This window comes from Brachybacterium sp. p3-SID1565 (genome assembly GCF_025143785.1).
Lineage (GTDB): Bacteria > Actinomycetota > Actinomycetes > Actinomycetales > Dermabacteraceae > Brachybacterium > Brachybacterium epidermidis.
This window is the reverse complement of record NZ_JAMBDS010000014.1, coordinates 1-26696: the sequence shown is the minus strand read 5'-3', so window position 1 is coordinate 26696 and position 26696 is coordinate 1. Positions and strand designations below refer to the sequence as shown.

General features: G+C 71.1%; 25 protein-coding genes. 14 read left to right on the top strand and 11 right to left on the bottom strand.

What is annotated here, in order from left to right; translation table 11 throughout:
• Window positions 1–8 precede the first annotated feature (8 nt).
• On the bottom strand, window positions 9–560 hold the full coding sequence (locus M4D54_RS05280) for an NADPH-dependent FMN reductase (RefSeq protein ID WP_193865922.1): 552 nt from the start codon (window positions 558–560) through the stop codon (window positions 9–11).
• Between the two features lie 98 nt (window positions 561–658).
• On the opposite strand from M4D54_RS05280, the gene M4D54_RS05275 reads away from it, so the two are divergent.
• From M4D54_RS05275 to leuA, 6 genes are all read left to right on the top strand, one after another.
• On the top strand, window positions 659–1021 hold the full coding sequence (locus M4D54_RS05275) for a histidine triad nucleotide-binding protein (RefSeq protein WP_193865921.1): 363 nt from the start codon (window positions 659–661) through the stop codon (window positions 1019–1021).
• Window positions 1018–2085, top strand: a complete 1068-nt coding sequence (locus tag M4D54_RS05270) for a PhoH family protein (RefSeq protein WP_259890625.1) — start codon at window positions 1018–1020, stop codon at window positions 2083–2085. The genes M4D54_RS05275 and M4D54_RS05270 overlap by 4 nt, the downstream gene beginning before the upstream one ends.
• Window position 2086: 1 nt before the next feature.
• On the top strand, window positions 2087–2548 hold the full coding sequence (ybeY, locus tag M4D54_RS05265) for an rRNA maturation RNase YbeY (RefSeq protein WP_193865919.1): 462 nt from the start codon (window positions 2087–2089) through the stop codon (window positions 2546–2548).
• Entirely contained in the window at window positions 2545–3912 is a 1368-nt protein-coding gene (locus M4D54_RS05260; protein ID WP_193865918.1) for a hemolysin family protein, read from the top strand. Before ybeY ends, M4D54_RS05260 begins: the two co-directional genes overlap by 4 nt.
• Window positions 3902–4867, top strand: a complete 966-nt coding sequence (era, locus tag M4D54_RS05255; protein ID WP_259789102.1) for a GTPase Era — start codon at window positions 3902–3904, stop codon at window positions 4865–4867. The genes M4D54_RS05260 and era overlap by 11 nt, the downstream gene beginning before the upstream one ends.
• Window positions 4868–5168: 301 nt before the next feature.
• On the top strand, window positions 5169–6884 hold the full coding sequence (gene leuA / locus M4D54_RS05250) for a 2-isopropylmalate synthase (RefSeq protein ID WP_228019385.1): 1716 nt from the start codon (window positions 5169–5171) through the stop codon (window positions 6882–6884).
• Window positions 6885–6946: 62 nt separating this feature from the next.
• Here leuA and M4D54_RS05245 read toward each other — a convergent pair whose 3' ends face one another.
• Complete coding sequence (locus M4D54_RS05245) at window positions 6947–7963, bottom strand: DMT family transporter (protein WP_193865968.1); 1017 nt, start codon at window positions 7961–7963, stop codon at window positions 6947–6949.
• A gap of 196 nt (window positions 7964–8159) precedes the next feature.
• On the opposite strand from M4D54_RS05245, the gene M4D54_RS05240 reads away from it, so the two are divergent.
• Window positions 8160–9086, top strand: a complete 927-nt coding sequence (locus tag M4D54_RS05240) for a LysR family transcriptional regulator (RefSeq protein WP_193865916.1) — start codon at window positions 8160–8162, stop codon at window positions 9084–9086.
• 71 nt (window positions 9087–9157) lie between these two features.
• On the top strand, window positions 9158–11410 hold the full coding sequence (locus tag M4D54_RS05235; protein WP_259890621.1) for a M28 family peptidase: 2253 nt from the start codon (window positions 9158–9160) through the stop codon (window positions 11408–11410).
• A 20-nt stretch (window positions 11411–11430) separates the two neighbouring features.
• Here M4D54_RS05235 and M4D54_RS05230 read toward each other — a convergent pair whose 3' ends face one another.
• Entirely contained in the window at window positions 11431–12027 is a 597-nt protein-coding gene (locus M4D54_RS05230) for a 2'-5' RNA ligase family protein (RefSeq protein WP_193865914.1), read from the bottom strand.
• Between the two features lie 59 nt (window positions 12028–12086).
• Between M4D54_RS05230 and recO the strand changes: the two genes are divergently transcribed.
• Window positions 12087–12818 (top strand): DNA repair protein RecO, encoded by a 732-nt coding sequence (gene recO / locus M4D54_RS05225; RefSeq protein ID WP_193865913.1) that lies wholly within the window; start codon window positions 12087–12089, stop codon window positions 12816–12818.
• 148 nt (window positions 12819–12966) lie between these two features.
• Window positions 12967–13869 (top strand): isoprenyl transferase, encoded by a 903-nt coding sequence (locus tag M4D54_RS05220; RefSeq protein WP_228019344.1) that lies wholly within the window; start codon window positions 12967–12969, stop codon window positions 13867–13869.
• Here M4D54_RS05220 and M4D54_RS05215 read toward each other — a convergent pair.
• From M4D54_RS05215 to M4D54_RS05195, 5 genes are read right to left on the bottom strand one after another with little or no spacing between them, the layout of a single operon-like run.
• Window positions 13800–14420 (bottom strand): DedA family protein, encoded by a 621-nt coding sequence (locus M4D54_RS05215; RefSeq protein ID WP_259890616.1) that lies wholly within the window; start codon window positions 14418–14420, stop codon window positions 13800–13802. The genes M4D54_RS05220 and M4D54_RS05215 overlap by 70 nt on opposite strands.
• Complete coding sequence (locus tag M4D54_RS05210; RefSeq protein ID WP_193865911.1) at window positions 14420–14848, bottom strand: Fur family transcriptional regulator; 429 nt, start codon at window positions 14846–14848, stop codon at window positions 14420–14422. Before M4D54_RS05210 ends, M4D54_RS05215 begins: the two co-directional genes overlap by 1 nt.
• A 33-nt stretch (window positions 14849–14881) precedes the next feature.
• Window positions 14882–15868: a metal ABC transporter permease gene (locus tag M4D54_RS05205; RefSeq protein WP_228019342.1), complete on the bottom strand. Its 987-nt coding sequence runs from the start codon at window positions 15866–15868 to the stop codon at window positions 14882–14884.
• Window positions 15865–16629 (bottom strand): metal ABC transporter ATP-binding protein, encoded by a 765-nt coding sequence (locus tag M4D54_RS05200; RefSeq protein ID WP_259890614.1) that lies wholly within the window; start codon window positions 16627–16629, stop codon window positions 15865–15867. Before M4D54_RS05200 ends, M4D54_RS05205 begins: the two co-directional genes overlap by 4 nt.
• Window positions 16626–17648 carry a metal ABC transporter substrate-binding protein gene (locus M4D54_RS05195; RefSeq protein WP_193865909.1) on the bottom strand — a complete coding sequence of 341 codons (1023 nt, stop codon included), beginning with the start codon at window positions 17646–17648 and terminating at the stop codon, window positions 16626–16628. The genes M4D54_RS05200 and M4D54_RS05195 overlap by 4 nt, the downstream gene beginning before the upstream one ends.
• A 137-nt stretch (window positions 17649–17785) precedes the next feature.
• Between M4D54_RS05195 and M4D54_RS05190 the strand changes: the two genes are divergently transcribed.
• Window positions 17786–19177 carry a glycine--tRNA ligase gene (locus M4D54_RS05190; protein WP_193865908.1) on the top strand — a complete coding sequence of 464 codons (1392 nt, stop codon included), beginning with the start codon at window positions 17786–17788 and terminating at the stop codon, window positions 19175–19177.
• Window positions 19178–19285: 108 nt separating this feature from the next.
• Here M4D54_RS05190 and M4D54_RS05185 read toward each other — a convergent pair whose 3' ends face one another.
• Both M4D54_RS05185 and M4D54_RS05180 read right to left on the bottom strand, forming a co-directional pair.
• The gene (locus M4D54_RS05185) at window positions 19286–19843 is read right to left on the bottom strand and encodes a GNAT family N-acetyltransferase (RefSeq protein WP_193865907.1); all 558 of its coding nucleotides are present in this window, start codon (window positions 19841–19843) and stop codon (window positions 19286–19288) included.
• Between the two features lie 34 nt (window positions 19844–19877).
• Window positions 19878–20909, bottom strand: coding sequence for an LLM class flavin-dependent oxidoreductase (locus M4D54_RS05180; protein WP_193865906.1), 1032 nt, complete (start codon window positions 20907–20909; stop codon window positions 19878–19880).
• Between the two features lie 232 nt (window positions 20910–21141).
• On the opposite strand from M4D54_RS05180, the gene dusB reads away from it, so the two are divergent.
• From dusB to dnaG, 3 genes are read left to right on the top strand one after another with little or no spacing between them, the layout of a single operon-like run.
• A complete protein-coding gene (gene dusB / locus M4D54_RS05175) occupies window positions 21142–22386 on the top strand; it encodes a tRNA dihydrouridine synthase DusB (RefSeq protein WP_259890610.1) in 1245 nt (414 codons plus the stop codon).
• Between the two features lie 3 nt (window positions 22387–22389).
• Entirely contained in the window at window positions 22390–23697 is a 1308-nt protein-coding gene (locus M4D54_RS05170; RefSeq protein ID WP_259890608.1) for a deoxyguanosinetriphosphate triphosphohydrolase, read from the top strand.
• A gap of 4 nt (window positions 23698–23701) precedes the next feature.
• On the top strand, window positions 23702–25735 hold the full coding sequence (gene dnaG / locus M4D54_RS05165; RefSeq protein WP_259890606.1) for a DNA primase: 2034 nt from the start codon (window positions 23702–23704) through the stop codon (window positions 25733–25735).
• A gap of 16 nt (window positions 25736–25751) precedes the next feature.
• On the opposite strand, the gene M4D54_RS05160 is transcribed toward dnaG, so the two are convergent.
• The coding region (locus M4D54_RS05160; RefSeq protein WP_311199679.1) for a M48 family metallopeptidase at window positions 25752–26696 on the bottom strand (945 nt) is incomplete at its 5' end.

Below are 26696 nucleotides of genomic sequence, written 5' to 3'. Positions count from 1 at the left end.
ATCCCCCGTCAGGCGACGGAGGTGAGCACCTTGGCCTCGAGCGTCTCCAATCCCTCACGCAGGGCGGTGAGCTTCTCCTCGCCCACGTGGATCTCGCCCTCGAGGGAGAGATCCGCCGGGAAGGCGAGGCCCACGGAGCCCATGACGTCGGCCCCCACGTGGGTCATCAGGCTCTCCAGCAGCTCGAGGACTCCGGCCCCGGCTCCCCAGCCGTAGCCGACCAGCAGCACCGGCAGGCCGCTCCACTCCTGGTGCAGGTAGTCGATCGCGTTCTTCAGAGCACCGGGGTAGGAGCCGTTGTACTCCGGGGTCACGATGATCAGGGCGTCCAGCGCCTCGATCCGCTCACCCCAGGCGCGCGCGTGATCGGTGGTCTTGGTGGGATCGGCCTTGGGGCTGGTGAGCCCGTCGAAGGCGGGAAGGACGGTCTCCCGCAGGTCGATCAGATCGATCTCGACCTCGTGCTCGCGGGCATCGAGGCCGTCGCGCACCCACTGGGCGATGTGCTCCCCGACACGGTTGGGGCGAACACTGGCGATGAGCAGTCCGATTCTCGTCATGGGTAGTGCAACCCCTCCCGCATGGCCGATGTTCTCGATCCTGCTGTGGCGTGCATCGCTCTGAGCCGGGCCGCACACGCTCCCGTAGACTTCCCCCCATGAACAACGACGCCGCCGAACGCCGCGACGAGGACTGCGTGTTCTGCAAGATCGTCGCCGGTGAGATCCCCTCCGAGCGCGTCCACGAGGACGACCAGGTGGTCGCCTTCAAGGACCTGAGCCCCCAGGCCCCCGTGCACGTGCTGGTGGTGCCCCGCGAGCACCGCGCCGACGTACGTGAGCTCGCCCACCAGCCGGAGCAGCTGGCGCACGTGGTGGCAGTGGCCGGGTCCCTGGCTCAGAAGCTCGCCGACGGCGACTTCCGCCTCGTTTTCAACACCGGTGCGAACGCCGGACAGACCGTCTTCCACGTGCACGCGCATGTCCTGGCGAGCGGAGAGCTCGCAGAAGGAGAACTGTGACCGATCCCTTCACTCCCGCCCCCGGGCGCAGCCCAGAGGTGATCGAGCGTCGCCTGGCCATCCCCGATCATCTCAGCCCCTTCCAGGTGCTGGGGGAGAACGACCAGGCTCTCGCGGCGCTCGAGGAGCAGGTCCCCGACACCGACGTGCACGTGCGCGGGCATCAGATCACGCTGCGCGGCACCGAGGAGGCGCTGCGCCGCAGCGAGCACATCGTGCGCTCCCTGATCGAGCTCGCCGCCACCGGCCAGGCCGTCACCGCCGAGGCCGTGCAGCGGGCGGTGAGCCTGTACGGCGACGACCGGGCCCAGGGGGAGAGGCTCGAGCAGGTGCTCTCCCGCACCATCCTGTCCTCCCGCGGGCGCACCATCCGCCCCAAGACCATGGGGCAGAAGTCCTACATCGAGGCCATCGAGTCCTCGACCATCACCTTCGGCATCGGCCCGGCCGGTACCGGCAAGACCTACCTCGCGGTGGCGATGGCGGTGCAGCAGCTGCTCTCCAAGCAGATCAACCGGATCATCCTCACCCGCCCCGCCGTGGAGGCGGGGGAGCGGCTGGGCTTCCTGCCCGGCAGCCTCAACGAGAAGATCGACCCGTACCTGCGCCCCCTGTACGACGCCCTGCACGACATGCTGGACCCGGAGTCCATCCCGCGTCTGATGGGTGCCGGCACCATCGAGGTGGCGCCGCTGGCGTACATGCGCGGCCGCACCCTCAACGACGCGTTCATCATCCTGGACGAGGCGCAGAACACCACGCCCGAGCAGATGAAGATGTTCCTGACCCGCCTCGGCTTCAACTCCACCATGGTGGTCACCGGCGACGTCACCCAGGTGGACCTGCCCGGCGGCACCAAGAGCGGCCTGCGGGTGGTGGAGCAGGTTCTCAGCGGGGTGGAGGACATCTCCTTCTGCCGCCTGTCCCCGCGGGACGTGGTGCGCCACCGCCTGGTCAGCGACATCGTCGAGGCCTACGGCCGCTGGGAGGTGGGTCCCGGCGGCAGCCGGGACACCCGCGGCCGCGGCAGCAGCTCGGGTCGTGGCACCGGCAGAGGAGCATGAGATGACCATCGAAGTGCGCAACGAGACCACCGCCCAGGTGGACGAGAAGGAGTTCGTGCACCTGGCCCGCTTCGTGTTCGAGGCCCTCCATCTGCACCCCGCCACCGAGCTGTCCATCCTGTTCGTGGACGAGGAGGCCATGGAGCGCCTGCACGTGCAGTGGATGGACGAGCCCGGTCCCACCGACGTGCTCAGCTTCCCGATGGACGAGTTGACCCCCGGCACCGCCGACCGTCCCGCCCCCGAGGGGCTGCTGGGCGACGTGGTGATCTGCCCTGCCGTCGCCTCCCGCCAGGCAGCCGAGTCCGGTCACAGCGCCGTCGAGGAGATGCTGCTGCTGACCTGCCACTCCATCCTCCACCTGCTCGGCTACGACCACGCCGAGGAGGAGGAGCGGCGGGTGATGTTCGACCTGCAGCGCAAGCTGCTGCTGACCTTCCTGGCCTCCCGCCGCGACGCATGATGCTCGCCGCCGGGATCCTGATCCCTGTGGCCATGGTGGGCCTGGTGATCGGCGCTGTGCTCACCGCAGCGGATTCGGCCCTCGCCGCCACGACCCGTTCCGCTCTCGAGCGTGCCCTGGAGGAGCGCCCCGAGGGGCTGCGGCGCCGGGTGCTGCGCCAGCACGAGGACTCCCGCCGCACCCAGGCCGCCGTGGGCCTGGGCCGCATCCTCGCCGAGGCAGTGATGGCGGTGGCGGTCACCGCGCTGGTGTTCCTGTGGCTGGACGGCTGGGTGGTGCCGGTGCTGGTGGCCCTGGCCATCTCGTCCGTCGGACTGTTCATCGGACTGTCGGCCTCCCCCCGCACCATCGGCAGGCGCCGGCCGGAGTCCGTGCTGATCTCCACCTCCGGTCTGATCGCTGCGGTGCGCACGCTGCTGTGGCCGCCTGCGAGCGCACTGATCGCCGTCAGCAGCGTGGTCACCCCGGGTGCCGACCGGGAGGACGGCCCCTACGGCGTCGATCCCGAGCTGCGCTCCAGCGTGGACCGCGCCCTGGAGAAGCAGCACCTGGAGATCGTCGAGCACGACATGATCCAGGGCGTGTTCGACCTGCGCGACACCATCGTGCGCGAGCTCATGGTGCCTCGCACCGACATGCTCGCCATCGCCGCCGGCGCCACCGCCGAGCAGGCCGTGCGGCTGTTCGTGCGCTCGGGCTTCTCCCGCATCCCGGTGGTGGGCGAGAGCGTCGACGACGTGCTGGGCATGCTCTACGTCAAGGACGTCATGCGGGCGATCCACTCCCCGTGGGATCCGCGCCCGGACCGCGCTGTCGAGGACATCGCGCGCCGCGCCCACTTCGTCCCCGAGTTCGTCTCGGCCGATGTGGTACTGCAGCAGATGCAGACCAGCCACGTGCACATCGCGATCGTGGTGGACGAGTACGGCGGGGTCTCCGGCATCGTCACCATCGAGGACGTGGTCGAGGAGATCGTGGGCGACATCGAGGACGAGCACGACCGCAGCGAGCCCCAGATCGAGGACCTGGGCGACGGGGTGTACCGGGTGCCGGCCCGGGAGAGCGTCACCGAAGTGGGGGAGCTGTTCGGCCTGGACATCGAGGACGAGGACGTCGACAGCATCGGCGGTCTGCTGGGCAAGGCCATCGGCCGCGTCCCCATCGTCGGCTCCCGCGGCAGCATCCATGGCCTGCAGCTCGAGGGCGAGAGGACCACCGGCCGGCGCAAGCGGCTCTCGACCCTGCTGGTCTCCCGCGCCGCCGGGCCCGGCGAGGACGACGACCATCCCACCGGCGGCTCCATGGCAGCCGATCCGATCGGCCCTGACCGCCCCACCCCGCAGGAGGACACCCGTGAGCAGTGAGCAGACCGCACCACAGGACCGAGCGCAGCACCGCTCCGGCTTCGTGGCCCTGGTGGGTCGTCCCAACGTCGGCAAGTCCACCCTGACCAATGCCCTGGTGGGCGACAAGGTGGCCATCACCTCGTCCAAGCCCCAGACCACGCGGCGGGCGATCCGCGGGATCGTCACCCGCCCCGATGCCCAGATCGTGCTGGTGGACACCCCGGGGGTTCACCGGCCCCGCACCCTGCTGGGCGAGCGCCTCAACGACCTGGTGCGCGAGACCCTCGCCGAGGTGGACGTGGTGTGCTTCTGCCTGCCCGCCGACCAGAAGCTCGGCCCCGGCGACCGCTTCATCGCCGAGGATCTCGCCGACCTGCGACGGGGTCGCCGCGGGCCCCGCGTGATCGCTGTGGTCACCAAGACCGACCTGGTCAGCCGTGACGCGGTGGCCGAGCACCTGGTGGCCGTCTCCGAGATGCTGGAGACCGACGACATCGTGCCGATCAGCGCCGTGCAGGGCAGGCAGATCGACGTGCTGCTGGACGTCATCGCACAGCATCTGCCCGAAGGGCCTCCGCTGTACCCCGATGACCAGCTCACCGAGGAATCGCGGGACGACCGCATCGCCGAACTGATCCGCGAGGCCGCACTGGAAGGAGTGCGGGACGAGCTCCCGCACTCGATCGCCGTGGTGGTCGAGGAGGTGGTGGAGGTGGACCCGGGTGGGGACCCCTTCGCCCAGGTGGAGCCCGGCACGGGGCGACTGACCGTGCGCGCCAGCCTGTTCGTGGAGCGCGACAGCCAGAAGGGCATCATCATCGGCCGCGGTGGGTCCCGCTTGAAGGAGGTGGGCTCCCGGGCCCGCGCCGGGATCAACGAGCTGGTGGGCCGCAAGGTGCACCTGGACCTGCGGGTCAAGGTCGCCAAGGACTGGCAGCGCGACCCCAAGCAGCTGGGCCGCCTCGGGTTCTGACCCCGGGCGTCCGCCTCCCGGACCGCACCGGCGACCTGGCTCACACCAGTGCTACGGTGACGGGATGCACGGGACGCTCCTGCTTCTTCGCCGCGTCGAGGCCTGACACCGCCGGGACCTCGCCGCGGCACCAGTCATGCACCCCGGCGAACCGCATCGAACGCCTGAAGGACCACCCGTGAACAGCATTCCCACCGCGGCCGGCACCGCCCCCGCACCCTCCGAGCAGATTCCCGCGACCGCCGATCCCTCGCTGCCCGTCGTCGGCTCCCGCGGCGATGCCCCGCAGCAGCCCTCCGGCATGCCCGTCCACAAGTACCTGCCGTTCCACGAACAGATCCAGGTGGATCTGCCGGACCGCACCTGGCCCTCCCAGCGCATCACCCGGGCGCCCCGCTGGTGCGCCGTGGACCTGCGCGACGGCAACCAGGCGCTGATCGACCCCATGAACCCCGAGCGCAAGCTGCGGATGTTCGACCTACTGGTGGGCATGGGGTACAAGGAGATCGAGGTGGGCTTCCCCGCCGCCTCCCAGACCGACTTCGACTTCGTGCGCACCCTGATCGAGGACGACCGCATCCCCGAGGACGTCACCATACAGGTGCTCACCCAGTCCCGTGAGCATCTGATCGAGCGCACCTATGAGGCGATCGCCGGGGCCAAGCGCGCGGTGGTGCACCTGTACAACTCCACCTCCGTGGTCCAGCGCGACGTGGTGTTCCGGGCCGATGAGAACGCGGTGCTGGACATCGCGGTGCAGGGCGCGCTGCTGTGCAAGAAGTACGAGGAGACGGTGCCGGAGACCGCCATCACCTATGAGTACTCCCCGGAGTCCTTCACCGGCACCGAGCTGGAGTACGCGCTGCGGGTGTGCAACGCGGTGATCGAGGTGTTCCAGCCCACGCCCGAGGACAAGGTGATCATCAACCTGCCGGCCACGGTGGAGATGGCCTCACCGAACGTCTATGCCGATTCCATCGAGTGGATGCACCGTCACCTGGACCGACGCGACTGCGTGGTGCTGTCCCTGCACCCCCACAACGATCGCGGCACCGGCGTGGCCGCCGCGGAGCTGGGCTACATGGCAGGGGCCGACCGCATCGAGGGGTGCCTGTTCGGCAACGGCGAGCGCACCGGCAACGTGGACCTGGTGACGCTGGGCCTGAACCTGTTCAGTCAGGGCATCGACCCGCAGATCGACTTCTCGGACCTGGACGAGGTGCGCCGCACCGTGGAGCACTGCAATCAGATGCCGGTGCCCGAGCGCAGCCCCTACGGCGGTGACCTGGTGTTCACCGCGTTCTCCGGCTCCCACCAGGACGCCATCAAGAAGGGTCTGGAGCGCATGGACGCCGACGCCGCCAAGGCGGGGGTCGAGCGCGACGAGCTGGTGTGGCGGGTGCCGTACCTGCCGATCGACCCGAAGGACGTGGGCCGTTCCTACGAGGCCGTGATCCGGGTGAACTCCCAGTCCGGCAAGGGGGGCATGGCCTACATCCTGCGCACCGAGCACGGCCTGGACCTGCCGCGCCGCCTGCAGATCGAGTTCTCCGGTGTGGTCCAGCACATCACCGACTCCGAGGGCGGGGAGGTCTCGCCCGCAGCCCTGTGGGACTGCTTCACAGACGAGTACCTGCCCTCCACCGACGAGGCCCGGCGGTGGGGCCGCTACGGCTTCCGGGGCGTGCACCAGCAGTCCGAGGGCGAGGGCAGCGACCGCATCACCGTGCAGCTGCTGGTGGACGGGGAGGAGCACGAGGTCACCGGCATCGGTAACGGTCCGCTGGACGGCTTCGTCAAGGCCCTCGCGGAGCGCCAGATCGACGTGCGGATCCTGGACTACGCCGAGCACGCCCTGGCCGAGGGCGACGACTCCCTGGCCGCCGCCTACATCGAGTGCGAGATCGGCGACCGGATCTTCTGGGGGGTGGGCATCGACGGGTCGATCACGCGCGCCTCGCTGGAGGCGATCATCTCGGCCCTGAACCGGGAGCACCGCGCTCGCACCGCGGCCTGACCGTACCCGCAGCGAGGGCTCGGGATACGAAGGAGAGTGAGAGGCCGGGCCGTGCCCGGGTGTCACTGGCGGTCCGGTTCCAGGTCCTCCTCGGTCAGCGCCTGCAGCTCACCGGTCACCGTGGCGTGGGCGATCACCGGGATCTGGTCGGTGAACGGGGCGGGCTCCACCACGTGGGAGGCCTCAGCATCCGGCTCGTCCGCGGTGACACCGCCGTCCCCGCCCAGCACCGTGGCGGGATCCGGCTTCGCCGCCCGCGCGGTGAGGGTGACTCCGATGCTCGCCACCATCACCAGCGCCGCAGCGGCCACCTTGAGCACACTGATGCCCTGGCTGAGCAGCAGCACCCCCGCCAGCAGGGCGATCGCGGGCTCCAGGCTGAGCAGGATGCCGAACACGTGCCGCGGCAGGCGACGCAGGGCCGAGAGCTCCAGGGTGTACGGCAGCACCGAGGCCAGCACCGCAGTTCCGGCTGCGAGCGCCAGCAGCCGCAGGTCCATCAGCCCGGCCACGGCGCCCGGGGCCCCCAGGGGGAGCACGGTCAGCGCCCCGATGGCCATCGCCACCGCCAGGCCGTCCTGGCCGGGCACCAATTGGCCCACGCGGGCACTGCTGAGCACGTACAGGCCCCAGAACACTGCTGCGACCAGTGCCAGGAGCACCCCCAGCACGTCCAGCTGAGCTGCCCCGGTCAGGGACTCCAGACCGAACAGGCCAACACCCGCCAGTGCGAGCACCACCCACAGCAGGTCGCTGCGGCGGGTGGAGAGCACGGCCGCGACGGTGAGCGGGCCCAGGAACTCGATCGCCACCGCGGTGCCCAGGGGGATCCTCTCGATGGAGGCGTAGAACGATCCGTTCATCGCCCCGATCACCACGCCGAACACCGCCACCGCGATCCACTGACGGCCTGTGAAGCGGTGCGGCTTGGGGCGGGTGAGGGCCAGCAGCACCACCGCGGCGATGCCCAGTCGCAGCGAGGTGGTGCCCCAGGAGCCGATCTCCGGGAACAGCTGCACCGCCAGCGCGGCCCCGAACTGCAGGGACATGCAGGAGGCCAGGATCATCAGCACCGGCATGGCGCCCGGACCGCGGGAGCCGGTGCCCACGGGACCCGAGGCACTGCCGGTGGGTCCGGTGCCGGTCTGCGGTGCGCTGGGGGAGGTGGAGAGCGAGGAAGTCACGCTCCCACTGTGCACCCCGCGCACCGGCCGGTCCAGCGAATGTTTCCGACCTGTACCGTGAAGCAGAACTGGACGATGGACGGAGGGGCCCATGCTCAACCTGCACCGCCTGTTCCTGCTGCACGAACTGCACAGGCTGGGGACGATGTCCGCCGTGGCGCGGGCCCGATCCATGTCGCCATCCGCGGTGTCGCAGCAGCTCGCTCAGCTCGAGCGGGAGACCAAGGTCTCACTGCTGGAGCAGGCCGGCAGGGGCGTCGTGCTCACGGACGCGGGGGAGCGACTCGCCCGTCGTGCCCAGGAGATGATGGCCCTGATGGAGACGGCCCAGGCCGAGCTCGTCGCGGCCGGCAGCGTCCAGGGCGGGGTGCTGCGGGTGGCGTCGTTCCAGACGCCGATGATTGCGCTGGCCCCGCTTGCGGTGAGCATCCTGGAGGAGCGCCACCCGCCGGTGCGCATCGAGATCGCTCAGCGGGAGGTCGAGGAGGCGTACGAGGGCCTGCTGGCCCACCACTTCGAGGTGATCCTGGGCGAGACCTACCCCGGCGGTGAGCTGGTGGTGCGACGCGGCACCGATCGAGAGGACCTGCTGCGTGACCCGCTGCTGGTGGTGCTGCCCGCCACCGGTCCCTGGTCGCAGGTGGGCTCCCTGGCCGACCTCGCGGAGGTCCCCTGGGCCCTGGACCCCGACGGCATGCGCACCGGCATCTGGGAGCGCACCTTCCTGCGTGCGGCCGGCATCGAGCCGTGGATCCGCTTCGAGACCCCCGATCCGCTGCTGCAGGTGCACCTGGTGCGCTCCGGCCACGCCGCCGCCTTCGTCCCCGGTCTGATCGCCGCCGAGCACCTGGGCGGCACCAGGCCGCTGCGCCTGCCGGGGAATCCGCACCGATCCCTGTACACCGCAGCCCGGGCGGGCTCCCGCGAGCATCCCGCCCTGCTCGCCTTCCGCGAGGCGCTGCTGGAGGCGGCAGGGTCCCTCACCGATCTGCAAGGCCTGGACCGGCTGCGCGACTGAGCGAGGCGGGAGGGGGCGATCTCCTCTGGAAGGAGGAGGCGGCGGCCCCTGATGGGGGATAGAACTGAGCCATGACCAGCGCACACGGCACCGACGCCTCCCACAGGCCCCGCCCAGGCCCGGCACAGTACGCCCCTGACGGCTCCCGTTCGAGGACGGCTGTGAGCTCGGCGCTGCTACTCCTGGTGCTGGTGATCACCATGGTGTGGGGTGCCCTCTCCCGCGGAGTGACCGAGCCCGCGGGTGCCGACGCCCCCGCCGAGGTGTTCAGCGCCGCTCGCGCCACCGCGGCCGCCGCCCCGCTGGTCGCAGAGCCCCGCCCCATCGGCACCCCCTCCAACGATCGCGCGCACGAGGACCTCACCGGCCAGCTCACCGAGCTCGGCTTCGAGGTGCGCACGCACGAGGCGATCGGCGCGCGCGCCGCTGCCCGCTACGCCGCCGCCGGGTACAACCGCAACCTCGTGGCCACCCGTCCGGGCAGGGACCCCACAGGAACCGTGTTGCTGGCCACCCACATCGACTCCGTGCCCGCCGCGCCGGGAGCGGCCGACGCCGGCATCGGCCTCGCGGTGATCCTGGAGACCGTGCGTGCCCTGGGCCCCGACGCCCTGCGCAACGACCTGGTGGTGCTGCTGGTGGACGGCGAGGAGAACGGGCTGCTGGGGGCGGATGCCTACGTCAGGGAGGAATCCGCAGCACTCACCGAGCCCGTGGTGGTGCTCAACCATGAGGCCCGCGGCATCTCCGGCCGCCCCACGGTCACCCGGGCCGCCGGACCCATGCACGAGGTGCTCCCCTCGATGCCGAGACCCGAGTTCGAGTCCTTCAGCGACGCGCTGTTCGCCGTGATCCCCAACGACACCGATTTCACGGTGTACCGGGATGCCGGCTGGTGGGGGATGGACATGGCGATCATCGACGGTTCGTGGGCCTATCACACCCCGCAGGACGACGCCGATCACCTCGATCCCGGGACACTGCAGCACTACGGAGATCTCACCCTTGCCCTCACTCGTGACCTGGGGGACCGCGACCTCACGGAGCTGTCCGGGCACGCCGATGAGCATCCCGTCCAGACCACCGTGCCCTGGGGCATCGTGGGCGTCCCCCCGCTGCTGGTCACCGTGCTCGGGGTGGCCGCGCCCCTGGCGCTGCTGACCCTGCTGGTGACCAGGCGTGCACACCGCGAGGTCAACGTTCTCGGCACGATGCTCGGTTCTGCGGGTGCAGCAGTGGGCATCGCCGGCGGGATCGCTGCGGCGGTGCTGCTGTGGGGCACGGCCGTGAAGGCGGAGCCCGCGATGGTGTCACGTGTGGTGGGGGAGCCGTTCCGCTCGGAGCTGTTCATCGCTGCGGAGCTGGCGGCGGCCGGAGCCGTGGCCCTGCTGGTGTGGGTGCTGCTGCGCATGATCATCGGCCGGGCCGCGATCGCGATCGGAGCTGCGCTGCTGGCATCAGTACTGTTCGCCGCCCTCGCGGTGTGGTCGCCCGCCCTCGGCGGGTCCATGGTGCTGCCGGCCGCGATCGCTGCGATCGGGGCCCTGTTGGCGGCCCTGCTGCCCTCGCCCCTCACCCTGGCCACGCGGATCGTGGCGCTGCTGCCGACCGGCTGGCTGCTGGGCACGCAGATCTCGTCGCTGGCGGAGTTCGGCATCGCATCCGCCGCGGGCGGCATCGCGGGAACCGCCCTGCTGGCCCTGGCCGCGGCAGCGCCTCTGTTCGTCGGCCGTGGGGCCGCGCAGCTGCAGCCCCGGCGCCGTCCCCGCCGCCTGCTGCCGGCGGTGCTGGTCGGCGTGCTGGCCGTGGGCCTGACAGTCGGCGGCTCGCTCCATTCGCAGGCCTCCCCGGAGCCGGTCCAGGAGCGTGTCACCGCCCATGTGGACGGCGCCGACGGCACCACCACCTGGGAGGTCTCCGGCGTCACCGAGTGGAGCGCGGGCCTGACCGACGCCGACGCGACTTCGAACCTGCCCGCCCCGCGCGGCGAGGTCACAGCCCTGGAGGGCGGGCGGGTGCGCATCGCGGTGCACTCACCGCGGCAGGCCACCCGGTTGGATCTCGATCTGACCGGGGGCGGACTGCAGGACGTCACCATCGACGGCACCCCGTGGGGCGAGGGGCAGGCGCTCACCCAGCTGCGGATCGTCGGGGTGCGTCCCGGACAGCACGTCGTGCTCGAGGCCAGGATCGAGGGGGACCCGCAGATCGTCCTCACCGACGTCACCTTCGATCCCGCCGAGGCGGGCGGTTGGACCGCCCCACCCGAGGGCGTCGCCCTGGTCCACCCGTTCGTGCGGGTCAGCAGCCCCGTCGAGCGCTGAGTGAGAACCGCGCCTCCGCCTCACGAATTGCCGAGCGGCACCGTCGCCAGCACCTCGTGTAGCGGCCCACCCGAGCGGCCCGCCCCGAGGCGGGAGGAGACCACCTCCAGCTCCTCGGCGAGCCATTCCGGGCCGCGGTAGACGGACAGTGCCCGCACCACTTCCGCCAGCATCAGCTCCGTCGGGTCCGGTTCCGCGGGAATCCCGCGGTAGCGGTGGCGCCGCGGGCGGGGAGCCCGCGCCGAGACCCGGGCCACCGTCAGATGCGCCCGCCTGCGCTCCCTGTCCTGCTCGCCCAGCAGGTCCTCCTGCATCAGTGCCGCCAGCGGCTCCACCTCACCGCCCACGCCGACCCACAGGGCGCGGCCCGAGAAGAGCCCGGCCCCAGCCAGGCTCAGCCGCATCGGCCGATGCGAGGCAGCCACCCGTGCCACCTGCTCGATGGTGTCCTCCACTGCGCCGTCGGGCAGCTGCGGGGTGAAGGCGAGCGTCAGGTGCCACTGGTCGGGATCGCCCCACCGCAGGGACCGACCCGTGCGGGCGCGCACGGACTCCAGAGCGGACTCGAGGTGCTCGGCCGCATCGGCGGAGGGACGGATCGAGCAGAACACGCGCATCGCCCCATCCTCCCACCCTGCACCGTCCACCGGGCATCGCGGCGTAGGCTCGATCCACCATGCAGAAGCTCTACCGCGACCATGCGATCGTGCTGCGCACCCACCCCCTGGGCGAGGCCGATCGCATCATCACGCTGCTCACCCGCCGCCACGGAAAGGTGCGGGCCGTGGCCAAGGGCGTGCGGCGCACCGGCAGCCGCTTCGGAGCGCGCCTGGAGCCCTTCGGCCTGATCGACGTGCAGCTGCACACGGGGCGGAACCTGCACACCGTCACGCAGGTGGTCACGATCGACACCTTCGCTCAGCAGATCACCGCGGAGTACGGGCGCTTCACCGCTGCCAGCGCCATGCTGGAGACCACCGACCGCCTCACCGACGAGGTGGTCGATCCCTCCCAGCGAGGCTTCCTGCTGCTGGTCGGGGCGATGCGCACCATGGCAGGCGGACGCATCCCTGCGCCGCTGGTGCTTGACTCCTTCCTGCTGCGCACCCTGGCGCTGTCCGGCTGGGCGCCGGAACTGCAGGTGTGCGCCACCTGCGGTGCCCCTGGCCCCCACCACGCGCTTGACGTGCGCGCCGGGGGCCTCGTGTGCACCTCCTGCCGACGGCCCGGCGCCGCAGCGGTCAGGCAGAGCGCCGTCGAGCACATGATCTTCCTGCTCGCGGGGGACTGGGAGAACGTGGTGACGGCAGAGGACACCGTGGTCCAGGAGGCGGGGCGCCTGATCGCCGATACCGTGACGTGGCACCTGGAGCGCTCCGTGCGCTCCTTGAGCTACGTCGAGCGCTGAGACCGACCGGTCCGGCATGATTCCGAGCCGCCGAGCACCATGCCCACCCCGCCCCATCTCGCCCCGCCCCGGCCCCGTACCCGTGCTCACCCCGCTCCGACACCCGGCGTCCCATTGCGACACCCCGCCCCGACAGGAGATCCCGCTGATGGCCCGTGACCCCCGCCCCCACGAGGAGCCGTTCGAGCACCCCAGCGGCGCACAGCCCCCGAGGCTCCCGCGCCAGGTGGTCCCCGCGCACGTGGCCGTGGTGATGGACGGCAACGGCCGTTGGGCGAACCAGCGCGGGCTGCCGCGCACCGCCGGGCACGAGGCCGGGGAGGCCGCCCTGCTGGACGTGGTCGCGGGTGCCCTCCAGATAGGCGTCACCCACCTCTCCGCCTACGCGTTCTCCACGGAGAACTGGAAGCGCTCCCCGGAGGAGGTGCGATTCCTGATGGGATTCTCCCGCACCGTGCTGCGTCGACAGCGGGACACCCTCCACTCCTGGGGGGTGCGCATCGTGTGGATCGGCAGGCCTCAGCGACTGTGGGGGAGCGTCATCAAGGAGCTGCAGGAGGCGGAGCAGCTGACCGCCGGGAACACCCGGATGACCCTGTACATGTGCGTGAACTACGGCGGCCGAGCCGAGATCATCGATGCGGTCCGCGACATCGCGGAACAGGCCCGCGCCGGCAGGATCAGCGGGCGCGGCATCACCGAGGCGAGCTTCGCGCGGCACCTGATCGACCCCGACATGCCTGAGGTGGACCTGTTCATCCGCACCAGCGGCGAGCAGCGCACCTCGAACTTCCTGCTGTGGCAGTCCGCCTACGCGGAGCTGGTGTTCGTCCCGGAGTTGTGGCCCGATGTGGACCGCGTGGTGCTGTGGCGGGCCATCACCGAGTACGCCCGACGGGACCGACGGTACGGCGGCGCAGTGGATGCGCCCGTGACGGCACCGCACGGCGCCGCCGCAGCGGGCCGTGGGGGAGCTGCGGATCAGGAGCCGCTGGAGGCAGTCGGCGCCGACGCCGGGGTGGATTCCACCGCCGACTCGGCCCGCGGCTGAGCCGGCCCGTCGGCCTCGGCCTGGACCGGCCCGTCGGCCTCGGCCCGGACCGGGGCATCGACCTCGTCCCCGGTGCCGGTGGGCGCCAGGCCACCGCTGCGGCGCTTGTGCCGCACCAGCTGGATCACCAGCGCGACCACCAGGGCCAGGGCCACCACCGCCGCCCACGGGGAGCGGAAGAACAGCTGCAGCCACAGCCCGATCGCAGCCAGGCCCACCGTGGCGTAGATGATCGCCCAGGCGAATCCGCCCGCGGCGAGCGCCGGCAGGTACCGCTTCAGCGGCATCCCGGTGAGGCCGGCCGCAGCGTTGCAGGCGGTCTGGAAGCCGATGGTGAGGAAGCTGAAGGCGACCACGGGCGCCCCCCACTTGTTGACGATCCGGGTGGCGCGCTCCACACGGGGGGAGACCAGCCAGCCGGCCACCTTGCCGCGATTGGCGGCCTTGCGGGCACCGCGGCCCAGGGCGTACGTGGCCCCCGCCCGGCACAGCACCACGACGTACAGGAACGCCACCGCCGGGACGATCGGGAGCGACTGCACCCAGTCCATCATCGTGCGTCGGACCCGTTCGGATCGTCGAGGTCCGCACCGCTCGTCCGGCCGTGCTCATCGCACAGGCCGAACACCTCGAGGGTGTGGTCAAGGTCGGTGAAGCCGTGCTCCTCGGCGATCGCGGTCATCGCGCTCTCCAGCTTGGGCGCCAGGAACTCGACCGTGCGGCCGCAGGTGCGGCACACCAGGTGATGGTGGTGGCCCTCGGCCTCGCACTGGCGGTACAGCGACTCACCTTCGGCGCTGACCAGCACGTCGAGCCGACCTGCGGCGGAGAGCGCCTGCAGGTTCCGGTACACGGTCGCCAGGCCCACGGTCTCGCCGTCGCTGCGCATCTGCTCGTGGATCTGCTGGGCGCTGCGGAACTCGTCCTGCCGCCCGAGCGCCTCGAGGATGGCGGCGCGCTGCCGTGTATTGCGTTGCATCTGACGATTGTCGCCCATCGTGGCTGAAAAACTCTAGGCGGGGTGATGTGGGGTACGCGCGGTGCTGCTCACCCCTCGCTGCGCTGCCTGCGTCTCGCGCTGCCCCGGGGTCGACGGGCCGGGCTGCTCCGCAGCGGGCTCCCCGCTGTGACCGCTCGCAGGGCGTTCCCGCCTGCGCGGGGAGCCCAGCACGGCGCGGGAGATCAGGCCCAGCGCGTACACGCCGATGCTCAGCAGCACGATCACGCCGCCCGGGGGCAGGTCGACGTACACGGTGATGAGCAGGCCGCCCAGTGCGGCGAGCACGGCGATCGCCATGGCGGTGCGCATGGTGCGCCCGAAGCCCACCACCATCGTCTGCGCCGCTGCCACGGGGACGATCATGAGCGCCGAGACCATCAGGGCCCCCACGATCCGCATCGAGAGGGTGACGGTGAGGGCGGCCATCACCGCGATCAGCACGTTGACCAGGCGCACCGGCAGCCCGGAGGCACGGGCGAACTCCTCGTCGGTGGTGACCGCGGCCAGCAGTCCGCTGAGCCCCAGGCCCACCGCCAGCACCACCACGGCGAGCACCAGGGCGATCGTGAGGTCCGTGGCGGTCACGGTGGACAGCGAGCCGAACAGGTAGCCCATCAGGTTCTGGGAGGTGCCGCCGGCCAGCTGGATGATCACCACGCCACCGGCGATGCCGCCGTAGAACAGGATCGCCAGGGCCACGTCACGGCTGGTGTGGCCGATCTCGCGCACGTACTCGATGGCCAGCGCCCCGAGCACGGAGGCGATCAGCGCCCCGGGGATCGCCAGCAGGTCGTGCGGGCTCACGGAGATCCAGGCACCCACCAGCCACCCCGCGGCCACACCGGTGAGCGCCACGTGCCCCAGGCCGTCGCCCAGCAGCGACAGGCGCTTCTGCACCAGGAAGGTTCCCACGACGGGCGCGGTCAGGCCGATCAGCACCGCGATGATCAGGGGGTACCGGATCACGTCGGAGGTGAGCAGGTCGAAGGCTGAGATCATGCGTGGTCGAGTTCCTGTCCGAGGCATTCGTCGATCGGGGTGGCGTGGTGGGTGTGGTCGTGGCCCGGATCCAGCAGGGGCCGATCCTCGACCGCGCCGTCGTGCACGACCTCGCCGTGGTCCAGCACCACGGCGCGGTCGATGTCCTCGCTCAACGGGCCGATCTCGTGTAGCACCACGAGGATGGTGGTGCCCTGGGTGGAGAGCTCCCGGAACAGTCGGGCGATCATCTCCTGGGTGGGCAGGTCCACCCCGGAGAACGGCTCGTCCAGCACCAGGAAGCGGGGTTCGCGGACCAGGGCGCGCGCGATCATCACGCGCCGTCGCTGCCCTCCGGACATCCGGGTGATCGGGCGATCGGCCAGCGCTGCCATGCCCACCGACTCCAGCGCCCGCATCACGCGCGGGTCCCGCAGGCGGGGGCGCCACGTGCGGGCGCCGAGCAGACCGGTGGCGACGGTCTCCCGTGCGGTGGCCGGGATGGAGCCGCCGTCGGTGGCATCCTGCGGGACGTAGCCCAGCCGGTCGTGGGAGCGCGAGCGCGCCACGGGGCTGCCGAACAGTCGTGCATGGCCGCTGTCGAGGGGGAACACGCCGACGATGGTGCGCAGCAGCGTGGACTTGCCGGAGCCGTTGGCGCCCAGCAGGGCCACCATCTCCCCGGGGTCGATGCGCAGATCGATGCCGTGCAGCACCTCGGTGCCGCCCAGGGAGACACGGGCCTGCGCGACCTCGACGACGGGTGCGCCGGCCCCGGTCACGTCCAGCTCGCGATGAGCTTGTCGGCGTTCTCTCGCATGACGCGAGGATAGTGGGCATCCTCGGAGAGCTGTGTCTCCAGGTTGTCCAGCTCCTCACTGTCCACTCCGACGTTGTCGGCGAGGGTCTGAGCGACCTTGGGCGAGGCGGTGGTCTCGAAGAAGATGGTGGTCACGCCCTCGTCCTGGATCACGCGCTCGAGCTCGAGCAGCCGCTGCGGGGAGGGCTCGACCTCAGGATCCACTCCCGAGATGCCGATCTGGTGCAGGTCGTAGCGATCGGCCAGGTACGCGTAGGCGGCGTGGCTGGTCACGAACGGCCGCTCGCCCCCCACGGCCCCGTAGGCATCCGTGAGCTCCTGGTCGAGCTCCTCGAGCTCACCGCGCAGGGTCGCGGCATTGGCAGTGAAGGCCTCAGCCTGCTCGGGGATCAGCTCGCCCAGGCGCTCGGCGAGCGCATCGCCCAGATCCGCCATCCGCACCGGGTCGTGCCAGAAGTGGGGGTCGGTGGGGCCGTGATCGTGCCCGTCGTGATCGTCCTGGTCGAGGTCGTGGCCCTCGTGGTCTCCGCCGGCGTCGGACACCTCGGGCTCCTGCTCGCCGTGATCGTGCTCCTCCTGCTCCTGGCTTCTGGAGAGCAGCTCGATCGCCTGGGAGACATCGAGCACGTTCTCGTCGCCGTGCGAGGCGATGGCGTCGTCGATCGCGGCTTGGTAACCGGGGATCTGCACCACCAGGGCCGCTTTCCGCAGCTGCGCGACCTGTCGCACGGACAGCTCCAGCCCGTGGGCGTCTGCCCCGGGGGTGGCCAGGTTGACCACGCTCAGGTGCTCGCCCCCCACGCGCTCTGCCAGGAAGGCGGTGGGGTAGCAGGAGGCGATCACGGTCGGTGCCCCGGAGCCGCCCTCCCCGTCGCCCGCCCCGCACGCGGCGAGGGTCGCGGCGCCCGCCCCCAGCCCGAGCAGGGACAGCACACCACGACGGCTGGGACGGAGAGGGAGGGACGCACGAGGGGTAGACATGAAAATCATTCTCACCGCGGGTGGTCGTGGTTCGCAAGCCGATGCCGCCCTGATCACGCTCTTCGTGCGCACGATCACAGGGCGGGCGTGGCTATGCTGGTCAGGTCCGTCATCCCCCGCCCACCAGGAGATCCCCCGTGGCCAAGGCCCCTGCCAGCACGCTGGACAACGTCATCGCTCTCGCGAAGAAGCGCGGCTTCGTGTTCCCGGCGGGTGAGATCTACGGCGGTACGCGCTCGGCCTGGGACTACGGGCCCCTGGGCGTGGAGCTGAAGGAGAACATCAAGCAGCAGTGGTGGCGCACCTTCGTGCGCTCCCGCGCGGACATGGTGGGCCTGGACTCCTCGATCATCCTCCCCAAGCGCGTGTGGGAGGCGTCCGGGCACGTCGCGACCTTCACCGACCCGCTGGTGGAATGCAAGCAGTGCCACAACCGCTTCCGCGAGGACCACCTGATCGAGGCTTTCGAGGAGAAGAAGGGCCGCGCCCCCGAGGGCGGGCTGGCCGAGGTCCCCTGCCCCAACTGCGGCACCCGCGGCGAGTACACCGACCCCCAGCAGTTCTCCGGCCTGGTCAAGACCTTCCTGGGCCCGGTGGACAGCGAGGCCGGTCTGCACTTCCTGCGCCCGGAGACCGCCCAGGGCATCTTCGTGAACTTCCTCAACGTGGTCACGGCCTCCCGCATGAAGCCCCCGTTCGGCATCGGCCAGATCGGCAAGGCCTTCCGCAACGAGATCACCCCCGGCAACTTCATCTTCCGCACCCGCGAGTTCGAGCAGATGGAGATCGAGTACTTCACCCACCCCTCCGAGGCGGGCGCCCACTTCGACGAATGGGTGGAGGCATGCTGGAACTGGTTCGTGGACCTCGGGGTGGACCCGGACAACATGCGCCGCTTCGACGTGCCCGACGGCGAGCGTGCCCATTACTCCGACGCCACCATCGACATCGAGTACCGCTTCGGCTTCCAGGGCAGCGAGTGGGGCGAGCTGATGGGCATCGCCAACCGCACCGACTTCGACCTGGGCAGCCACACCGAGGCCTCCGGCACCAAGATGCAGTACTTCGACCAGGCCAGCAACGAGCGCTACACCCCCTACGTGATCGAGCCGTCGTTCGGCCTGACCCGTTCCATGATGGCGTTCCTGGTGGACGCCTACGCAGAGGACGAGGCCCCCAACGCCAAGGGCGGGGTGGACAAGCGCACCGTGCTGAAGCTCGATCCGCGCCTGGCCCCGGTCAAGGCCGCGGTGCTGCCCCTGTCCAAGAGCGAGGACCTGGTGCCTCGCGCCGAGCAGCTCGCGGCGCAGCTGCGCGGCCGCTGGAACGTGGACATGGACGTGTCCCAGGCGATCGGTCGTCGCTACCGCCGCCAGGACGAGATCGGCACCCCGTTCTGCATCACCGTGGACTTCGAGACCGCCGAGGACCAGGCCGTCACCGTGCGCGAGCGCGACACCATGGCCCAGGAGCGCGTGGCCCTGGACCAGGTCGAGGGCTACCTGGCCGAGCGCCTTCGCGGCGCCTGATCGGCCCGCAGGCCCGCCCTCGCGGACCTGCCGGAGCCGGGCCCACGATGACCGAACCGGCACCGCAGAGCAGATCAGCCACACGTGGCGGAGCTGGTGGATCAGCCCTCACGCCACCCACTGGTCGGCAGGTGAGCCTGCGTCAGGAGAGGGGAGGTGCGCGGTCATCTGCACCCTGGTTCCGTACCGCATGAGCCCCTGCTCCCGCTCCGCCTCCACCAGACGCCGCAGGAACGGCGATCCCGGCTGGGACACCTCGAAGCCGCAGGACCGGTAGAAGGGGGCGTTGAAGGGGATCTCGGCGTAGGTGCGCAGGGTGATCGCCCGGTGACCGCGCGCCGCTGCCTCGGACAGGGCAGCCTCGACCAGCGCTCGTCCGTGGCCGCGCCGTCCATGCTCCGGCAGCACCGACAGCTGCTCGAGGTGCGCGCGCCCGGCGGGCTCCAGCACATGCACGAAGCCCACCACGGGGCCGTCGGCCGATTCACGGGCCACCAGCATGAACCCGGGGGCGGAGGCCCGCTGGTGGCCGCTGGGTGCTCCGTACCAGTCGGGCCTCTCGGCCTCAGGGACGTATGCGTCCACGAACAGGCGATCCTCGGCGTCCTCGATCGGTGCGAGCGCCGGCAGGTCGTCGTCGACGGCGTGGCTGACGAGATTGGTCACCTGTCGATTGTGCCCGGTGCACGGTCCTCGTGCGTCAGATGATCGCGGTGACCAGGTGCGGCAGGACCTGCTGACCGAAGGTCTCCAGCACGGTGCGCTGCTCGGCCGGGGAGGCACCGAAGGGCAAGGTCAGGCAGATCTCATCGGCCTGCTGCACGACGGCATCGGCCACCAGCGCCTGCGCCACCACACCCGGGGTGTCGATCACGACCTCGCTGAACACCGCCCGGTGCCCGCCGATCTCCTCGCCCTTGTGCTCGGCCAAGACCGCGGGTGCCGCCGCCCGCTCACGGGGGATCAGCGAGACGTAGCGCTCCAGATCCGACTCCTGCGCCACCGGGATCATCTGGCGGGAGACCATCACGTGTCCCTCCCCGTGACCCTCCTCCCGGCTCGCCTCGCGGTAGGCCTCGAGCACCTCCAGCTGCAGGGTCTCGAAGGAGCGTCCCGAGCCGTCGTCGGGGACCATGGTGGCCAGTTGCAGACCCAGGCCGTCCCGGCCGGCCTTGGCGGCACGCTCTGGACCCGCCGCGCCGTAGGCGATCCGTGAGCGCAGCCCCTCGGACTGCGGCTGCACCTGCAGGGAGGTGCCCTGCTCCACGCCCTCGATGTGCGCGTCGGCACTGGAGACGATCTCGCCCTCGAGGAAGGACAGCATGTCGGCCAGGACCCGGTCCACGTGATCGGCGCGGTCGTCGGCCAGGGCCCCGAAGGCACGCATGTACATCGCATCGTGGGCGGAGTAGCCGGAGCCGAGCCCCGGCCGCAGCCGCCCGCCCAGCAGCAGGTCGGCCGTGGCGAGGTCCTCGGCCAGTCGTCCCGCGTTCTCGAACCGCAGCGGGATCACGGCGGTGCCCAGCTGTATCCGTCGGGCGTACTGCCCGGCGACGGCCAGGAACTGCAGCGGCGAGGACAGGGCGTCCTGCAGGTGGCGGGTGCGGACGTAGCCCACGTCGTACCCGAGCTCGTCGGCGGTGACGAACAGCTGGATGCCCTCCGTGAGCGCGGAATGATCCACCTGGGCGAGGAAGCCGATGCGCGGTGCTGCTCTGCGGGTCGCGGACATGGTCTCCTCCTGGATGCTCCTGGGCGTCGGGACGCTCTGACTGCTCCCACCAGTGTGCCAGGCGTGGCCCCGCTCCTTGCGGGCCGGTCGTCCGGACGCGATGCGAACGCCCGGGATGACCGGCCCGAACGAGGTGAGCATGTCGCCGGGATCACGCTGGGGAGGGACCACGGTGCACATCACCGTGCCAAGGAGCCCGGGCCGCCCGCATCGGTGGGACAATCGGAGCATCATGACGATGCTCGAGGACCCCACGACGCCCCCGGACGCCACCGCCCCGGGGCGTCGTGGCGTTCCCGGGCGCGCAGCTGACCGGGCCCCGCGCCGCACCCTGACCATCGGTCCACACACGGTGGACACCCCCGTGGTGCTGGCACCGATGGCGGGCATCACCAACATGGCCTTCCGCCTGCTGTGCCGTGAGTTCGGTGCGCTCCACAGCCAGGACGACGGCGGCCTGTACGTCTCCGAGATGGTCACCACGCGCGCCCTGGTGGAGGACCACCGCGAGTCCTGGCGGCTGGTCACCATGGGGGAGAGGGAGAAGCCGCGCTCCGTGCAGCTGTACGGGGTGGACCCGGTCACCGTGCGTCGCAGCGTGGAGATGCTGCTGGAGCGCGACAAGGCCGACCACATCGACCTGAACTTCGGTTGCCCTGTCCCCAAGGTCACCCGCCGTGGCGGCGGGGGAGTGCTGCCATGGAAGACGGAGCTGTTCACCCGAATCGTTCGCGGCGCCGTCGAGGCCGCCCAGGGCGTCCCGGTCACGGTGAAGACCCGCATCGGGATCGACGACGACCATGTCACCTACCGCGACGCCGGCCTGATCGCCCAGGAGGTCGGGGCCGCCGCGATCGCGCTGCACGGCCGCACCGTGGTCCAGCACTACTCCGGCGATGCCCGCTGGGAGGCGATCAGCGACCTCAAGGAACTGGTCACCGAGATCCCCGTGCTGGGCAACGGGGACATCTGGTCCGCCGAGGACGCCGTGCGGATGATGGACGAGACGGGGTGCGACGGCGTCGTGGTGGGCCGCGGCTGCCAGGGACGGCCGTGGCTGTTCGCCGACCTCGCGGCCGCCTTCGCGGGCCGCCCCGACCGGATCCGCCCCACCTTGGGCGAGGTCGCGGCGACCCTGCGCCGGCACGCCGAGCTGCTGGTGGAGTTCTACGGCGACGAGGGGCGCGGCATCCGGGACCTGCGCAAGCACGTGGCCTGGTACTTCAAGGGCTACCCGGTGGGCGGGGAGATGCGCCACCGCCTGGCCACCATGGAGTCCCTGGAGGATCTGGACCGCAAGCTGGGTGAGCTGGACCTGGACTCCCCCTACCCTGGCGCGGCGGTGGAGGGCCCCCGCGGCCGGGCCGGGTCGCCCAAGCGAGCCGTGGTCCCGGAGGGCTGGATGGACTCCCGTGACCTCACCGCCGATCACGCCGGCCGCCTCCACGAGGCCGAGCTGGACACCTCAGGGGGCTGACTGGTGAACCGTCCCGTCGTGCCCGCCGGCTACGAGCCCGCCGATCTCGAGCGCTGGGCCCCCGAAGCGCCCAAGTCCCAGTCCCGCACCCCCTTCCAGCGCGATCGCGCCCGGGTCCTGCACTCCTCGGCCCTGCGCCGCCTGGGTGCCAAGACCCAGGTCCTCGGCGCCGGTTCCGACGACTTCGTGCGCACGCGCCTGACCCACTCCCTGGAAGTCGCACAGGTGGGGCGCGACATCGGTGCGGAACTGGGCTGCGATCCGGACGTGGTGGACGCCGCCTGCCTCTCCCACGACCTCGGTCACCCGCCCTTCGGCCACAACGGGGAGAAGGTCCTGGACGACATCGCTGCGGACTTCGGCGGCTTCGAGGGCAACGCCCAGACCCTGCGCCTGCTGACGCGCTTGGAGCCCAAGCTCGTCGGCCCCGATCGCCCCTACGGGCTCAACCTCACGCGGGCCTGCGTGGATGCCGCCATCAAGTATCCGTGGGCCCGGGGCCAGGGGCCGGACCCGTCCTCCTCCAAGTTCGGGGCCTACGCCGATGACCTCGACGTGTTCGCCTGGGCCCGGCAGGGTGCCCCCGAGCGCCGCAAGTGCTTCGAGGCCCAGGTGATGGACCTGGCCGACGACATCGCCTACTCCGTCCACGACGTCGAGGACGCCGTCACCGGTGGCACCCTGGACCTGGGACGGCTCAGCGATCCGATGGAGCGGGCCGCGGCCCTGTTCGTGGTCCAGGACTGGTACACCCCCGATGTGCCCGTGGACGCGCTCGACGAGGCCCTGGCCCGTCTGGAGGGCGAGCCGTACTGGGTGCGGGACTTCAGCGGTGACATGCGCTCCGCCGCCGCCCTGAAGGATCTCACCAGCCAGCTGATCGGTCGCTTCACCCGCTCGGTGGTGTCGGCCACCCGGGAGGCCCACGGGCCCGGCCCCATCTCCCGGTTCGACGGGGACGCGATCGTGCCGGAGACCACCCTGCTGGAGATCGCGGTGCTCAAGGGCCTGGCCGCCGCCTACGTGATGAGCTCGGCCAGCCAGCAGCCCGTCTACGAGGAGCAGGAGCAGATCATCCGCGACCTGTACTCCCAGCTGTGGCACACCGGCACCGCGCACCTCTCACCCCTGTTCACCGAGCTGTGGGAGCAGGCGAGCGACGACGATGCCCGGCGCCGCGTGGTGGTAGACCAGATCGCCTCCTTCACCGATGTGGCAGCCCGCCACCTGCACGCCAGCCTGTTCGAGCGCACCGCCACCCATCTCACCGCCGCGGACACCCCGCTGCCCGGGCTCGGATCGGAGCTGTGAGCGCATGGCCCAGGGACTGATCCGTCGCGCCGACGTGGACCTGGTGCGCGAGCGCGCACGGTTGGACGAAGTGGTCGGCGAGCACGTCATGCTGCGCACCGCGGGCGTGGGATCGATGAAGGGCCTGTGCCCCTTCCACGACGAGAAGACCCCCTCCTTCCACATCCGGCCCCAACTGGGCCACTGGCACTGCTTCGGCTGCGGCGAGGGGGGCGACGTCATCTCCTTCGTGCAGAAGATCAACCACCTCAGCTTCGTCGAGGCCGTCGAGATGCTCGCCGGGCGCTACGGCGTCCAGCTGCACTACGAGGAGTCCGGCCGCGGCGGGGACGGGGACCGGCCCGACTTCGGCACCCGGCGCCGCCTTCTGGACGCCCACGCGATCGCCGAGGAGTTCTACCGCGAGCAGCTCTCCGCTCCCGCCTCCGAGGTGGGGCGCCGCTTCCTTGCCGAGCGCGGATTCGACCGCGCCGCCGCCGAGCAGTTCGGGGTGGGCTTCGCCCCGGAGGGCTGGGACGCGATCAGCTCCGAGCTGCGCCGGCGCGGCTTCACCGAGGCGGAGCTGAAGGCCAGCGGTCTGGTCTCCGAGGGCCAGCGCGGGGTGTACGACCGGTTCCGGGGCCGGCTCATGTGGCCCATCCGCGACATCACCGGCAGCACTATCGGCTTCGGTGCCCGGCGCCTGCTGGAGACCGACAAGGGCCCCAAGTACCTCAACACCCCCGAGACCGCCATCTACCGCAAGTCCCACGTGCTGTACGGGCTGGACCTGGCCCGCAAGGAGATCTCCTCCCAGCGCCGCGTGGTGGTGGTCGAGGGCTACACCGACGTGATGGCCGCCCACCTGGCCGGGGTGCGCACCGCGGTGGCCACCTGCGGCACCGCCTTCGGTGCCGAGCATGTGAAGATCGTGCGCCGTGTGATGGGCGACTCGAACCCGTCGGCCGGCCTGCGGTTGAACACCGAGGGCCGGGGACTGGGCGGGGAGGTCATCTTCACCTTCGACGGCGACGCGGCCGGGCAGAAGGCCGCCCTGCGCGCCTTCGAGGAGGACCAGCGCTTCGTCGCCCAGACCTTCGTGGCGGTGGAGGGATCCGGCATGGATCCGTGCGATCTGCGCCTGGCGCAGGGGGATGCCGCGGTGGTGGACCTGGTGGAGTCCCGCACCCCGCTGTTCGAGTTCGCCATCCGCTCGGTGCTGGCCCAGGTGGACCTGGACACCGTCGAGGGCCAGGTCAGCGGGCTGCGCATGGCCGCTCCCGTCGTGGCCCAGATCCGCGACCGGGCCATGCGCCCGGAGTACGCGCGCAGGCTCTCCGGCTGGCTGGGGATGGACGAGCGCACCGTGCTGCGCGCCGTGCACGACGCGGCTCGCAGCCAGGGGCACGCCGATCGCGGCACCCAACGCGGCGACGATCCGTACCAGCCCCGCAGCGTCCCGGATCACCGGCTCGACGGCCATGGAGACCCCCGTCCGGGCGATCGGCCCGCTGCGGGCGAGGGTCACGATGCCGACGAGCCGATGATGCCGGTGGCGCGCCTGGCCGACGTGGTCAGCCGCCGCGATCCCGTGGGGCAGGTCGAGGTGCAGTCCCTCGCTGTCATGCTGCAGGCCCCGCGCCTGCTCTCGGTGGAGCAGGTCGGCGCGCTGCCCGATGACGCCTTCCACGTCCCGGCTCTGCAGGGCGTGTGGGACGTGATGCTCGCGGCCGGCACCCTGCTGGAGGCGGTGGACGGCACCCTGACCCCAGCTCGCTACCTCGATCAGGTGCTGGAGATCGCCGGGGAGACGGTGCGACCCCTCATCGTCGAGATCGCCAACCTGCAGCTGCCCGCCCGGGACGAGGAGTCCCTGGGGCGCCTGGCCCGTTCCCTGCTGGACCGGCTCAGCGAACTGTCCATCACCCGGGAGTACTCGGTGCTCAAGCAACGCCTGCAGCGCACCGATCCTTCCGATGCCGAGCGCTACCAGGAGATCCTGCGGCGGCTCAGCGAGGTGCAGGAGAAGCGGCGCGCCCTGCACGCCCGCGACAGCTGACCTTCCGCCCCCGCCACTACAGCACCGGCGGCGCCGTCTGCAGCTGCCGCGTGCTGGGCTGTCCGCTGTAGTCCACGCCCGGGAAGCGACCGAACTGGTTCGTGGCCCCCGCGGGCCGGCTGGCATCGGCCCGAGCGAGCAGGTCCAGGGCCTCCACGGGCGTGGGGTACGGGCCGGAGAAGGAGCTGCCCGCGGGCAGGGCGGACGAGTAGGTGGCACCGGGGGAGCCCAGCAGGCCGGGCCGCAGCCACAGGTGGCCGGGGCGGTTGCGGTCGCGCAGCGCATGGGTGCGCCAGGTCAGCACCGGATGGCTGGCCCGCCAGTTGACGATGTGCAGCCACAGGCCCTTCTCGGTGGCGGCCCGATCCGCGAACTCGTGCACGTTGACGTGGGCATTGAGGTACTTGCCAGCCCCCAGCACGGCCATCGCGCCGGCGGCCCCGTCGGGCGTGAGGGCGTAGCCGAAGTTGTCGGCGGTGTACTCCTGGGCGCGGGAGTACGCCGGTCCCAGCACCGGCACCTGCATCATCAGGTTCGTGAACAGCAGCCGGAAGTAGGAGGTGTGACCGGCAGCGATGTGACCCACCTCGTGGCCGATCACGAAGCGCAGCGCCTCCGGGTCGCGCACCGCGCCGCCCACCTCGAACAGGTCCGAGTACACGGTGACGAAGCGTCGGAAGCCGTGCCCGGAGGCGAAGGCATTGATCGTGCCTCCACCGGAGACGACGTAGGCGTCGGGCACGCGGCGCAGGCCCTGACGAGCGGCGGCCTCGGCCACCATCCGGTACCCCTCCGGGAACTGCGTGGGGCTCATGCGGACGGACTGGGCGCGCAGATCCGCGTACATCATCGCGCGAGCGATCCACAGGATCAGCGGCAGCAGCATGATCACGGCGAACAGCTGGTACAGGAACGTGGCCAGCGGGCCCTCGCCCAGGTCCAGCAGGGTGGGGTGAAGCGC